The sequence below is a fragment of the Tychonema sp. LEGE 07196 genome, assembly GCF_963890365.1.
Classification (GTDB): Bacteria; Cyanobacteriota; Cyanobacteriia; order Cyanobacteriales; family Microcoleaceae; genus Microcoleus.
Genome location: NZ_CAWPRX010000215.1, coordinates 23237 through 36175, shown reverse-complemented (window position 1 = coordinate 36175; position 12939 = coordinate 23237). Strand labels below are relative to the sequence as shown.

Genomic DNA, 12939 nt, shown 5'->3' with positions numbered 1-12939 from the left:
GGGAGAGGGGGAGATGGGGAGATGGGAGTCGGAAAAATCTTCATGCTCGACTTTTAGGCTCAACATCGATAGGTTAAATCCGTTAAATCCCTTAGAGAATCCGTTGCCGAACTTGCTTGAGCGCGATCGCCCGCGACAAATTTACCGTCATAGGTTAAAATAAGTGAAGTTGACACTAATTTTAAATAGAGCCGGTGATTTGTGCTGCGCTCTTAGCTTGCAAATCTTAGGTGCAGAAAATAGTTAATGATAGATCAATTTCTTGAAGGTTCCCCCAATTTGGGAGTTGATACCTTTTTCTTATTGTTAGTTTTGGTGGCTTTGGAGGCTGTACTTTCCGCTGACAACGCGATCGCCTTGGCATCTATTTCTAAAGGTTTGGAAGATCCAAAACAACAGCAACAGGCTCTCAATTACGGTTTAATAATTGCTTTTGTACTGCGAGTAGCACTAATTCTAACAGCGACTTGGGTGATCAAGTTCTGGCAATTTGAACTGCTGGGGGCGCTGTACCTGCTGTGGCTAGTTTTCCAGCACTTCTCCTCAAATCCTGATGCCGAGGGAGAAGATCAAGGCCCTAGATTTGGGTCTCTGGTGCAAGCAATTCCAGTAATTGCTATGACAGATTTAGCATTTTCTTTGGATAGCGTTACTACTGCGATCGCAATTTCTGACGAAATCTGGCTGGTAGTTACTGGAGCCACAATTGGAATTATCACCCTGCGATTTATGGCGGAATTGTTCATCCGCTGGCTCGATGAGTTCGTACACCTAGAAGATGCGGGCTACATTACAGTTGGCTTGGTGGGAATGCGATTGTTGGTGAGAGTAATTGACGACAGTTTAGTACCTCCGCAGTGGCTGCTAATTTCCTCTATCGCCTTGATGTTTATTTGGGGATTTTCTAAACGCACTCCCGAGGCGTTGGAGATTGCAGAATCCTCGGAAATTGCTCTCAATCCAAATGATTCAGAAGTTGTATTACCGGAATCGCAAGAAGCACAGAAGTCAGAAATTTAACAGATTTTCAACGGGATGTAAGGGGAGCATCTGTGTTTTGCAAAAAGCATTTTTTTAAGGTGCTCTCCCCGATCGCATATTGTACAGTTCGCGAGCGGAACACGCTCAAATACAAAACACAGATGCTCCCCAAGTAAACTTTATTTGGGCTAATCCACTTGTCAGGATCTTAGTCGATCGCCCTTTGATGAGAATGGTTTTACACATTTGACAACAGACAACTCCAATAATTGTTGTGAAGCAGGCATCCTCCCTGCTCTTTACAGGCTTTTGAGGAGAAGTTTAATAGAGATTTCTATTTCTCAAGTAACCAGCATTTTAATCGCTCCTGCCAAGCAATTATGAATGCTACAATCCATCACAACAAGCCGCGATAATGAATAAAAACTAACACCACCGCCCACGAACCCAAGGCAACTTTCAGCGCTACCAAAATATTCAACAAAGGAAGCAACCCACCACTAATTAATGATCCAAACTCTCCATGCGGCAACTCTATCCCACATAAAGTTATCGCAGACAAAAGAATAAAAACTAGCACCGAAATCTTCTCCCATCTCGCCGCTTGCCATTTTTCATAAATCCGCTGCATCCACTCGGATGATGAAGTAATTGCTACCAAGCCGATCGCAGTTCCGCCCGCTACACCCGCTGCAAAACCGCCCCCCGGAGTCAAATGCCCCCGCAGTGACAATTCAATACTCACCAAAGCCGAAATAGTCGCTCCTAAACGAGATAAAATAATAGATGGTTGATCGGTAAACTGATAAATTGTGCAGGACGGGTTTTCTGTAGCCAACAGAAATTTAGCTCCCATAATGGCGATCGTAAATACCACCACTTCAAAAATCGTGTCATACAGCCGATTTCTGAAAATAATCGCCGAGACTGCATTCGGAATCCCGCTATCCTTGACAATCAATTCTACTATTGCCAATCCCGATACACCTGACGTTGGATTCGCAACAAACAGCATTTTGATGTAAAACAATATCCCCGCCGTGATGTAAACCCATTTCATTGAAAATCCTCCCCTGAACCTGAAGCAAGTTTATAATCGAGACTCGTGTTTATTGATGAAATTTCCGGCTGCATGATGTCATACAGCCGTTGGATTCTCGTCACCGTTTTATAATGTTTGGTTTCTGCCACACCTGCGCTATCGCTATCTACCACAGGCACACAAGTTGCATGAATTTCTTTCTCCATCAGGGCGCGGTGTAAAGCCTCCACACTTGTAAAAGGTACTACCTCAATGCGGAGATAATACTTGCCAAAAATTCGGCGAAACTCCTGCATCAAGGAGTTAAAATCGCCGGGACTTTTTACCCTCATTACTACTTTCAAAACATCGCCCTGAGACTCAACTTTCTCCTCTTCCAACACGCCCAAACGCATCACCAAGGACGATCGCACCGCCACCGCATAAAGCGTTATTGCCAGCATCGTACCCATCAATGCTTCTGTCAAAGCCACATCCGCAGCCCCAAACACTGAATAGATCAACGCTGCGATCGCACCTAATATGCCCCGAATGACTAGGGCGTGGTAGGGATTCACCTGAACTACTACCATACAAGCAGCCAAGGGCAACAGTGCAGTCAAGATATAAATATAGCTATCATCATTCATAGTGTCTCTGGTGGAAATTCTGTCTGATTTTCGGCCTCGTCACTGGAACAGTGTGCAAAAACATACCCCAGCATTGTATTCCAAATTGCTAAGGAAATAATCGCCAAAATTAGCAGGGGCCATTCACTGGGTATTTGTAGCAGCAGCGCCACGAGGATCGCCATCGATCCCAAGGTATCGGAAACTGAAAGACTGTGTAACTTAAATAATACCGATCGCTTCCCGAGTAGGTGAGAAGTTCCCCAAAACCAGAAGAATACTCCTACAACCATCAAGAAATAACTCAAAACATCAATAATCATAGGTTGTCAAGTCGTTTTATGATATGTGCCAACAGCATTAATCCCGCATTTCCTACGGTGAGGATAATCGCCCCCACAGCGCCAATCATCCAATCATCGCGCAAGACAGATATGAACAAAGTCATAATTCCTGCCTTTGTAGAAATACTGGCCAAGGCCAACATTTTTTGCCAAATATCATCATCCTTCAATGCTTCGTACATGGGGATGAGCATAGCTATAATCATCGCAATTAGTACCAAATTCATGAATTTTCCCTTGACGGCAGCACTCTGTGGACTTCGTAGGAACCTGCGTGGTTGTGTCTCACAACAATTGTTTTGGGTGTAAAGGTAATCACAAATACATCCAAAAATATCATGATCGGCGACCTTTTGAGTTTTACCCGTTCCAGAATTATGTCTTCTCCGTTGTGGGGATTGACAATAATTTCAAAGGCTTCAATGTATGCTACTGGAATCGCAATCAGAATTTTTTTAATCATTTTTAGCCAATCCTTAAACCTTTCCGGGGATGTATAGCCACGGGGGAGGAGAAAGGCAATCAGCACACCAATGATGATATTTGCTAGGCTCAGATCGGAAGTTAGCAAAAACCAAATTGTCAATCGTAATATCAAAGTTCCAATCATGCTAATGCCATCCAAAAGAGTACGATCAAACTTAGAGTCATTACACCGATCAGATGCTCGAACTGCTCAGCTACACGGGGCAGATCGATCGCCAACCGTTTAATAACTAAAACATAAATCAGCCACCCAATCGCGATCGTGCCAATGGCTTTGATGATGCTCTCAACCGTATAAGCTTCTAAGTACACCACATTTGCGATAATTAGCCCGCTTGTTAAAAGTGCGATCGCTAGCCACAAACCGATTTTGATTTCTTGTTTTTCTCCACGGGGCAGAAAGATGAATTTAGCGAAGGCTATGGCTGTGCCAAGTGCGGCGATATTCATGGCGATCGCCTGCCAAGGTGCTACACTTTTTAATGTCAACACTTTAGACCCAAATCCTGCCAACAAAGGAAAGCCAGAAATCGAGAGACTAGCGATAATTAGGGCAATCCAAAGATTTCGATCTATCGGCTTAGATTGCAGTTCTTTGAAGTTTCGACTTGGTAATGAGCCTGCAATTAAAAATAAATTTGATTTCACTAAACCGTGAGCCAGCGCATAAAATCCCCCTACTGCCGGTGCTGCGAGAATAAAGCCTAACTGGGAAATTGTGCTGAAGGCTAACATCCGTTTTGTATCTTTTTCAAAGATGGCATAAAGTACCCCCATCAAGGCTGTTCCTACGCCAAAAATCCTGACAATATTACCAAGCTCGTCGGAAATTAAAGCACAGCGCAAGAGAGGTAAAATACTGGCTTTGATGACAATTCCTGATAGTAATGCTGAGACTGGGGTTTCTGATTCTGAGTGAGTTAGCGGCAGCCACAATCCCGATACAAAAATTCCCCCTTTAATCAACAATCCTAGAAATATCAGGGCTAAAGCTTCGGGCGGCGCACCTTTTAAACCCTCAAACAGAAAGGAATTATGGGTTTGATATACTAGCACCGCGCCCACCAGATAAAATAGCATGGCGGTGTTGCTGATAAATAGATAGCGCAAGCCTACCCATAAAGAGCGATCGGTGCGAGGATAGGCAATTAACAGAAAAGCAGCAATCCCGCTGACTTCTAAGGCGACATATAAACTGACAAAATCTGCACAGACAAACGGAGAATTTATACTCCCATGCAGAATAATCATCATAGAGTAAAAGAAAGCTGTTTTATCGCTGTCCCAACAGTAGAAAATTACCGCAGCAGTTACGATCGCATTTGTTAAGATAAAGTAGGCGCTTAAATTATCTGCGACTAATTCGACACCGAAATTATCTAGTAACTGTAGTTTAACGGGTGACTGTTCGAGAAATAGCAGCAGCGCGTAGCCAGCCGAGACAAAGGTGATACCCAAGGCGAGATATTTGTCAAGCTTTGGGATGAGAGCAATCACGAACCCAATAAAAAATGGTAGTGTCAGCCAAGCGATCGTCAGGATATTCATTGATGGGTTTTAGGGCGTGTTATTTTTTTCAATCTCGCTGGTTTCCAACGTGGGATTGTCTCGTGCTAACTTCATCACACCCACCAGCATCAGGGCTTGAATTGAAAAGCCGATGACGATCGCCGTTAAGATGATCCCCTGGGGGACTGGATCGGCGTAAGCTCTATTTTTGACTTCTCCCATAATTGGGGTATACAAGCCATTGAGGGATGCAATAACCACATAATAAGCAATTACACCAGTGCTCATCACGTCCATAGAGACGATCTTCATTACCAGGTTCTTTTTGAGGATGATACCAAAAAATCCGCACAGTATGGTGGCAAATACGAAGGCTTCTAACACAGAAGTTTTTGTGGCTTAAGGTTTGGCGATCATCATACATTATTTAGGTCTACTAATGGGAAAAGCGTGTTAAATTGGAGTAGCGATTACAATCAGGGCGATCGCGCTGGTGATGCAGCGAAAGGGCGAGCGCAATTTTTTATGTTGTCGCCAAACAGCGGGTGTTATTTGTGTATCGCGATCGACTACCGCCCCAAACTCACACCGCGATATAGCTCCTGGATCGCCACATCAAGCTGTATACTCTGAAATATCGCTCTATCTCCCGCACCATAAACTACCGTTTCCCAAGGTTCCCCGTTCTCATCTTGCACCTGACGGCGACACTCTACCCGCATCTCATCCTGGGAGATTAAAACATATTCTTCCAAGGATTTAAGCTGTTGATAATCTGCAAACTTATCGCTACAATCGAAGTTTGTAGTGCAAGGGGATAGCACTTCGGCAATTAATTTAGGATAGCGCTTCACATAACGATCGTTGCGATCGCGCGGATCGCAGGTGACAAAGGCATCTGGATAGTAGAAAAACGCATCGGCATAATTCACCTTGACATCACCGGAAAAAAACTGACAGTCGCCATCACGCAGGTGAAGATTAATTGCGGTTAAAAAATTAATACTGAGACGGCTATGATTATCGCTACTTCGGGTCATTGCGTAGACTAAACCGTGCCGATATTCATATCGGATGATATTATCGCGTTCGAGGGAAAGGTAATCTTGGGGGCTAAATCCAGACGGAATCGCAATTATGATGTGGGAGAGAAAATCAATAGTTTAATTGTAGCGATTTGGGTTTCTGAAACTGCTGACAATGGATTTAATGGTATAGCCAGTTGTTCGGGCGCTGACGCTCGCGACTATTTGACATAGATAGTTTGAGCGGTAGAGAGAATTTCAAAGGCGGCGAATCCAGTTGGAACTGCGCTCGATCGCCTGTTTACTGATTAAATCAACTTGTCTGCTTAGCAGTGCTTCGAGTTCTTCCTGCATTTGGGCGCGATCGAGTAGACTCCAGTTGGCTGTTGGGGCAAAAGCAACTAGGATATCGATGTCGCTTTCTGCATGGAAGTCGTCATTTGGTAATTAGTAATTAGTAATTGGTAAGACTAAGAATGAGCGTTAAACTCCCCCTAATATTCTTCACGAAGTCAGAATCTTCTCAATACGCCGATCGGGGATCAGCCACATTATTGCAACTAAAACATACAGCATGAAAGCAAACCACGAGTTCACAAAGGAAAGCAGGATTGCTGCAGCATAAATCACTACTGATACCTTACCCTTAAAGTCTCGCCCAAGTGCGATTGCCAGAGTGGAATCTTTACCGTGGTAAGAAATAAGGATACGGGTAAGAATGAAGTAAGCGATCGCAGCCAACAACAGCACAGTGCCATAAAGCGCAACTGGCCAGGCCGCGAACTGGTTTTCGCCTGTCCAGGCAGTGACAAAGGGAATCAGTGACAACCAGAACAGCAGATGCAGATTAGCCCACAAAACATTACCATTGACGTGCCGAGTCGCCTGTAACAAGTGATGGTGGTTGTTCCAGTAGATACCCAAATAAATAAAACTGAGTACATAGCTCAGAAATACTGGAACTAGCGGACGCAGCGCAGCTAAATCAGCTTGATGGGGCACTTTCAATTCGAGCACCATAATGGTGATGAGGATGGCGATTACACCGTCGCTGAACGCTTCTAACCTGCCTTTACCCATTTTTGTATATCCTCCTTTTCTGCTGGCGCTGGCGATCGCTTGTAATTCCAACAATAATTTAGCATAAGGTCGGTTGCAGTGATGTGTGATACCTCGATCGGCGATCGTTTGCACTTACCAACAAAGCCCACCATTTTGCTTGCCTCATCTCGGCTAAAAACAGATAATCTTAACGGACTTTTCGCTCATCTGTGGTTTAAGCAGTCGATCGGCACGACTTCTTATAAATACCCGATCGAGCAACGAGTAGAACGGGAGAAGCAGTTGTGGAAATAAAAAGAGCGATCGATTAAGGAAGTGCGATCGCGGTTATTTGACATAAATAGTTTGAGCAGTAGAGAGAATTTCAAAGGCGGCGAATCCAGTTGAAACTGCGATCGATCGCCTTTTTAGTGATTAAATTAATCACTCTTGCTGCTGGGCTGACTAACTCGCCCTCATGGTTCATATACCTCACTGCGATGGGCGATCGCGCCACAACAAATACCTGCACGACTTCATCCTCGATCGAGTAAATCACTCTGTAGTGCCCAATTCCGTAGCGATAGTACCCTGCAAAATCTCCTTTGAGGGCTTTAATATTAGGGTGCAATCGGGGAGTTTATTCTATCTGTTCTAAACATCGGGCAATTTTCTTCGCTAGCGCTTTGTCAGCATTGACATAAACCTTTTGAGCATCAGAATGCAGAAGAACTTCATACATCAGATCGAAGACTTCTCCAGTTTGTGCAATCAGTTTTAGGAGTTGCTTGATTTTGCTTAACTCGCTCTAGCAATCCAGAAATTGCCAAAAGTTCTTGAGTCGCAGCTTCGCTTTCAGTATTTGCTAAGTAAGCCGCAAAATCAGCAAGCACTTGTAATCGTTCTGGTGATAGTTGCTGGAGTAAGTCATTAAGCTGGCGGTGTAACTCTGTCACAGATATCAAATCTGCTGAGGAGCGATCGTTCATCTGGGAATTATCCGTGTTTTTTTTCCTCATTTTACCGCAGAGGATTTTTTTATCGATCCTAGTGGCGATCGCTATTTCAAGCAATTAATTTTTTATGTATTACAATATAAACTCAGTCTTATATTAATTTATTTCACCAACAACATAACGAATAACTGCCCCTTCATACTCAATTTTTACAGCAGATTGCCAGAGCATTTCTTCTGACCAGAAAGGTTCATAATAGTAAACTATCTCTAATGACAGGCAGGACAAATTCTCTGCGAGCATTGCTTCGGGCGATAAAGGTTCGTCGTATGATATATCGTTAGAAATATCTCTAGGCCAAGGAGGCGGAGGCTCACCTGTAATGTATTGATAGTCCTGATTGGTGAATTGTGTTTCTCTCCATTTCACTGCTCGACCGGAGAACAAATCTGTTGCGCCGATAAACTCACCTCCCTCGGAAAAAATTTCGATAAAGCTAGTATTGTTTTCCCAACCATCATCACACAAGCCTGCAACGAACAAAAAAAATGTGTCTTGTCCAGCGATCGGAATCTTTACCAGACATAATTCACTAAGCGTCCACTGGGAATACCAGAAGTGACGCTCGAAAGCATCAGAAACAGCTTGAGGAATATTCTGCTGCGCTCTTTGGATTTCTACACAATCAAAACCTGAACTAACAAACTTTGCCAACAATTTAAGACTGGCAATTTTTTGATAAATCGGGCAAACGTCAGGGCATTTATTACAAACTACTGTCTCGTATAAAGTCACTTCAGGGTTCGCTTTCCAAAACTGCTCGTAAAACTGCCTGACGGCAAACTTTCTTTCATCTAAATCCATAACCATGACTATTTTTACTCTCCGATCGATCGAAAGACAGGCGCGGCGAAGATGGGATGAGAATTGGAAAAATGGGTGTGCGTGCGATCGCGTTGAGCGACTGCAATGGGCCCAGCGGAATTACGATCCGGTACAGCGCCCTATTATTCCCTGATAGTTTATTGAGAGAGTTTTGCTTGAAAAGCCTGAAATATTTGTTCTAGCTCAACCCTTGCTTCAAGTTGAAGTCGATATTACCACAAGTAAGCTTAAATCCCCATCAGCGCTAAACTAAGTTAGGTAAACGATCTTATATACTCATGACTATTTTTACTCTGCGATCGATCAAAAAAGACTTCGGCATCAAGGAACTCTTGACAGATGCCAGCTTCAGCCTCGATGAAGGCGATAAAGTCGGACTCATCGGCACCAACGGTTCCGGGAAATCCACGCTGCTGAAAATGATTGCCGGTATGGAGTCGATCGACTCTGGCGATCGCTGGGTCAATCCAGGGTCTACAATTGTCTATCTCCCGCAACAGCCCGATTTAGAGGAAAATCATACGGTTTTAGAGCAAGTATTTGCCGACAGCGGCGAACAAATGGCTTTAGTGCGCGAATACGAGGAAATTTCCGATCAATTGTCCCACGGCAAAGGCGATACAGACAAGTTGATGGCGCGTTTGTCTGCGGTGTCCGAACGCATCGATCAGGTGGATGCGTGGGATTTGGAAACCAAGGCGAAACTGATTTTGACTAAGTTGGGAATTGAGGATTTTCATGCGAAAATTGCCGATTTGTCCGGCGGCTACCGCAAGCGAATTGCCTTAGCAACGGCTTTACTTTCCGAACCGGATGTGTTGCTGATGGATGAACCGACAAACCACTTGGATGCGCTGTCTGTGGAGTGGTTGCAGAACTATTTGAACGGCTATCGCGGTGCACTGCTGCTGATTACGCACGATCGCTATTTTCTCGATCGCGTTACCAATCGCATCCTGGAGATCGATCGCGGCGACCTTTACAATTATGCTGGAAATTACGCTTATTACTTGGAGAAAAAAGCCCTAGCTGAAGAATCCGCAGCCAGCACTCAGCGCAAATTTTCGGGAGTATTGCGGCGCGAGTTAGAATGGCTCAAAAAAGGGCCGAAGGCGCGCAGTACCAAGCAAAAAGCCCGGATAGATCGCATTAAAGATATGCGAGCAGAGGAATTCAAAACAGCCAACGGCAAAGTCGAGATTGCGACAGCGGGCCGCCGGATTGGTAAGAAGGTGATTGAGTTACTGAATATCAGTAAAGCTTACGGCGATCGCACTTTAATTAAAGATTTTACCTACAATTTCACTCCCGAAGACCGGATTGGAATTATTGGCTGCAACGGTGCGGGAAAATCGACGCTGATGGATATCATCACCGGACGCATTCAGCCGGATTCTGGTACTGTCGAAATTGGGACAACGATTCATATCGGTTATTTTGACCAACATTCAGAGGATTTGACACCGAATGAAGACCAGCGAGTTATTGAATACTTGAAAAGTGTGGCGGAGTTGGTAGAAACGGCCGATGGGGAAATCATTACCGCTTCTCAAATGTTGGAAAAGTTTCTGTTTCCGCCGAACCAACAGTATGCACCGATTAACAAACTTTCCGGCGGGGAAAAGCGCCGATTATTTCTGTTGAAGGTGCTGATGAGCGCGCCCAACGTGCTGATTTTGGACGAACCGACAAACGACTTGGACGTGCAGACTCTGGCGGTTTTGGAGGATTATCTCGAAGATTTTAACGGCTGCGTGATTGTGGTGTCGCACGATCGCTATTTTCTCGATCGCACAATTGACATGGTTTTCGCCTTGGAACCAGGAGGCAATTTGCGCTTGTATCCCGGCAATTACTCGGTGTATTTGGACTATAAGAAAGCTGAAGAAGCCAAGGAAGTGCAAGAACAAAAAGAAAAAGAAAAACTTGCACGCACCGCAGCATCTAACAACTCAAAACCCAAAGCTGTCACTTCAAAATCCACCAAAGTTTCCTTTAATGATAAGCGGGAATACGAGCAGTTAGAGACTAAAATTCCGCAGTTGGAAGCTGAGAAAGCAGAGATTGAGAAGATTTTGTCTAACAATGCTCCGAGCGGGTTTGCTGAGGTGAAGAAATTATCCGATCGTTTGGCGAAATTGACTCAAGAGATCGATCGGGCGACGGAGCGCTGGTTGGAATTGGCGGAACTGGTGGGTTAATTTTGGGCAGTGCTACTATAGATACAAAACCGATCGCAATCCTTCGTCTGTTTGTGCTTGTCAAGATTCTGGTAGCACTCCCGCACGCTCCCCTAAAAACGTTTTGTCCGCAGTCAAAATTTGAGATAGATTAGCAACAGAATCTTTGGTCAAACCTGTAGCTTGACTTGGTAACAAGACATGATATCGTGTCCCCACGCGCAACCCGGTTCTTAGTGCGGACTTCACCGCACTACGAGCCTCTATCATCAAATTCAAGTTTTCTGTCAAAATCGGCGAATTACCGCTAAACGGGGTTGACAAATATGGTTAAAAGTGTATAAGCAGTCAGCTTGAGTAAGCTCGGTAGCAAAAAAGCGTCAAAAAGCCCAAAAGTAAGTACAACAAAAGTCGATCGGGCAAAGTAAATTGATTGACCACTAAAATATGGTGAGGTTAAGCTACAATTGACCTGTTCTGAGCAAAGAATTGGTCAACATCACAAGTATCTTGTAGAAGTCTGAACCAGACAATCTCAGGGTTGTCGAGCGGGAGCCAACAGAAAACTATGTCTCAAAAAGTAATCGCCAAACAGATGCCTTTGGAATCAACGTCAGATCCGATCGCCGTAGTGGCGACAGTCGAAAAAGTTCCAGCCGAAGCAGTGGCAGTTGAGTCCTACGCCGATCGGTTGATGGACGAACTGTTTGAAGGAGTCGATCGAGCCTGCGACGGCAGCGGCGGACTGCCAGCCGAGCCGACACGGCCAGAATTCGTGGCGCTCAAATCGATCTCGGTACCTCAAATAGTTTTGTCGCAGTTGACACCCCAGTCTCCGCAAGCTAGCGAAAAAGACGTAGAAGCGCTCGCCCGCCAAGTCGCTCTAGAAACAACCAAAAAACAGCAGTCTAAACAATCATTCGACAAAATCCTGCTGGGAGCAGCATTTGGATCGCTGCTATTAGTCATGGGATTGTGGCTCGCCAGCAGGTCTGGACTGGTACGCTTGCCCGCCGCTGTCGCCCCCGCACCAGAAACGCCAACTGCAAGCGGGAAAACAACACCAGACACGCAGTTTGTAGAATACGCGCAGCGCTCGCTAGTATCGATCGAACAAAACAAAGCACCCCAGTCCAAATCGCAACTTGCCGGAATTCCTGGAGCCGCCACACCAGGGACGCTGCCGAGCATTGCAATTTCCGGCGCGCCGCCACCAACTGCAGGTCTTTCGACAGCAGTCAACCGCATCGCTGATGCCCTAGAACAAGTCGCCGCGCAGCCGGGAGCACCCGCGCCCCAAGTCGTAGTCATCCCTCCCCCCGCTCAGGTGACGGTGGCTCCGGCTCCTCCGGCTCAGGTGACGGTGACTCAGGCTCCTCAAACCGTCGCAGGTTCTCCCTCGCCGGCTGCTCCAGTATCGGGTAGGGCGATCGCTGCGGCCGGGAATCGAAGTCCCGTGGCCGCTTCCCCCGCCCAGTCGGAGGCTCCCCAGCCGAAGATTTTGGCTCGCGAAACCGAACCGGCACCAGCAGCAGGCCAATCTGCGCCGGCACCAGCAGCGAGGGAATCCGCACCTGCCGTCAGCAGCGCCTCGACTTCCGCGCACACGCTGGTGGGAATTTTGGAGTTGGGCGATCGATCTGCTGCTTTGTTTGAAGTAGACGGCGTAGCCCGCAGGATTTATGTGGGCGAAAGCATCGGCGCTAGCGGTTGGACTCTGGCAGAAATCAAAAATCAAGAAGCAGTGATTCGCAAGGGCGGAGATGTGCGATCGGTTTTTGTCGGTCAAAAGTTCTAATAGGTCATTAGTCATTAGTCATTAGTCATTAGTCATCAGTCATCAGTCATCAGTCATCAGTTACGGGTTGGTGATGGGTAATTG

At 45.7% G+C, this 12939-nt stretch carries 17 protein-coding genes and 1 pseudogene; 5 read left to right on the top strand and 13 right to left on the bottom strand.

What is annotated here, in order from left to right; all coding sequences use genetic code 11:
• Positions 1-246: 246 nt before the first annotated feature.
• Positions 247-1020, top strand: a complete 774-nt coding sequence (locus AACV78_RS27715; RefSeq protein ID WP_194009624.1) for a TerC family protein — start codon at positions 247-249, stop codon at positions 1018-1020.
• Positions 1021-1378: 358 nt separating this feature from the next.
• Here the strand turns inward: AACV78_RS27715 and AACV78_RS27710 are convergent, their stop codons facing one another.
• The 10 genes and pseudogenes from AACV78_RS27710 to AACV78_RS27665 form a co-directional block, all read right to left on the bottom strand.
• Positions 1379-2041 carry a Na(+)/H(+) antiporter subunit B gene (locus tag AACV78_RS27710; RefSeq protein WP_194009623.1) on the bottom strand — a complete coding sequence of 221 codons (663 nt, stop codon included), beginning with the start codon at positions 2039-2041 and terminating at the stop codon, positions 1379-1381.
• Entirely contained in the window at positions 2038-2652 is a 615-nt protein-coding gene (locus AACV78_RS27705) for a DUF4040 domain-containing protein (protein WP_194009622.1), read from the bottom strand. Before AACV78_RS27705 ends, AACV78_RS27710 begins: the two co-directional genes overlap by 4 nt.
• Positions 2649-2954: a monovalent cation/H(+) antiporter subunit G gene (locus tag AACV78_RS27700; protein ID WP_228042502.1), complete on the bottom strand. Its 306-nt coding sequence runs from the start codon at positions 2952-2954 to the stop codon at positions 2649-2651. The genes AACV78_RS27705 and AACV78_RS27700 overlap by 4 nt, the downstream gene beginning before the upstream one ends.
• Positions 2951-3202, bottom strand: a complete 252-nt coding sequence (locus tag AACV78_RS27695; protein ID WP_194009621.1) for a hypothetical protein — start codon at positions 3200-3202, stop codon at positions 2951-2953. Before AACV78_RS27695 ends, AACV78_RS27700 begins: the two co-directional genes overlap by 4 nt.
• Complete coding sequence (locus AACV78_RS27690) at positions 3199-3585, bottom strand: Na+/H+ antiporter subunit E (RefSeq protein WP_194009620.1); 387 nt, start codon at positions 3583-3585, stop codon at positions 3199-3201. The genes AACV78_RS27695 and AACV78_RS27690 overlap by 4 nt, the downstream gene beginning before the upstream one ends.
• Positions 3582-5009, bottom strand: a complete 1428-nt coding sequence (locus tag AACV78_RS27685) for a cation:proton antiporter (RefSeq protein ID WP_194009619.1) — start codon at positions 5007-5009, stop codon at positions 3582-3584. The genes AACV78_RS27690 and AACV78_RS27685 overlap by 4 nt, the downstream gene beginning before the upstream one ends.
• Before the next feature lie 9 nt (positions 5010-5018).
• A complete protein-coding gene (locus AACV78_RS27680) occupies positions 5019-5354 on the bottom strand; it encodes an NADH-quinone oxidoreductase subunit K (protein WP_194009618.1) in 336 nt (111 codons plus the stop codon).
• Between the two features lie 185 nt (positions 5355-5539).
• Entirely contained in the window at positions 5540-6100 is a 561-nt protein-coding gene (locus tag AACV78_RS27675) for a Uma2 family endonuclease (protein ID WP_339383813.1), read from the bottom strand.
• 153 nt (positions 6101-6253) lie between these two features.
• Positions 6254-6421: pseudogene (locus AACV78_RS27670) on the bottom strand (nucleotidyltransferase family protein); the annotation flags it as partial.
• 78 nt (positions 6422-6499) lie between these two features.
• Positions 6500-7126: a TMEM175 family protein gene (locus AACV78_RS27665; RefSeq protein ID WP_228042501.1), complete on the bottom strand. Its 627-nt coding sequence runs from the start codon at positions 7124-7126 to the stop codon at positions 6500-6502.
• A 27-nt stretch (positions 7127-7153) separates the two neighbouring features.
• On the opposite strand from AACV78_RS27665, the gene AACV78_RS27660 reads away from it, so the two are divergent.
• A complete protein-coding gene (locus tag AACV78_RS27660; RefSeq protein ID WP_339383811.1) occupies positions 7154-7351 on the top strand; it encodes a hypothetical protein in 198 nt (65 codons plus the stop codon).
• Positions 7352-7421: 70 nt separating this feature from the next.
• Here AACV78_RS27660 and AACV78_RS27655 read toward each other — a convergent pair whose 3' ends face one another.
• From AACV78_RS27655 to AACV78_RS27645, 3 genes are all read right to left on the bottom strand, one after another.
• Positions 7422-7667 carry a type II toxin-antitoxin system RelE family toxin gene (locus AACV78_RS27655; protein ID WP_228042500.1) on the bottom strand — a complete coding sequence of 82 codons (246 nt, stop codon included), beginning with the start codon at positions 7665-7667 and terminating at the stop codon, positions 7422-7424.
• A 103-nt stretch (positions 7668-7770) separates the two neighbouring features.
• Positions 7771-8055: a hypothetical protein gene (locus AACV78_RS27650; RefSeq protein WP_194009616.1), complete on the bottom strand. Its 285-nt coding sequence runs from the start codon at positions 8053-8055 to the stop codon at positions 7771-7773.
• Positions 8056-8148: 93 nt separating this feature from the next.
• Positions 8149-8856, bottom strand: a complete 708-nt coding sequence (locus AACV78_RS27645) for a hypothetical protein (RefSeq protein ID WP_228042499.1) — start codon at positions 8854-8856, stop codon at positions 8149-8151.
• Positions 8857-8860: 4 nt separating this feature from the next.
• Between AACV78_RS27645 and AACV78_RS27640 the strand changes: the two genes are divergently transcribed.
• The 3 genes from AACV78_RS27640 (at position 8861) to AACV78_RS27630 (ending at position 12855) form a co-directional block, all read left to right on the top strand.
• Complete coding sequence (locus AACV78_RS27640; protein WP_194009615.1) at positions 8861-9010, top strand: hypothetical protein; 150 nt, start codon at positions 8861-8863, stop codon at positions 9008-9010.
• Between the two features lie 145 nt (positions 9011-9155).
• On the top strand, positions 9156-11078 hold the full coding sequence (locus AACV78_RS27635; RefSeq protein ID WP_194009614.1) for an ABC-F family ATP-binding cassette domain-containing protein: 1923 nt from the start codon (positions 9156-9158) through the stop codon (positions 11076-11078).
• A gap of 547 nt (positions 11079-11625) precedes the next feature.
• A complete protein-coding gene (locus AACV78_RS27630) occupies positions 11626-12855 on the top strand; it encodes a hypothetical protein (RefSeq protein ID WP_194009613.1) in 1230 nt (409 codons plus the stop codon).
• Positions 12856-12939 lie beyond the last annotated feature (84 nt).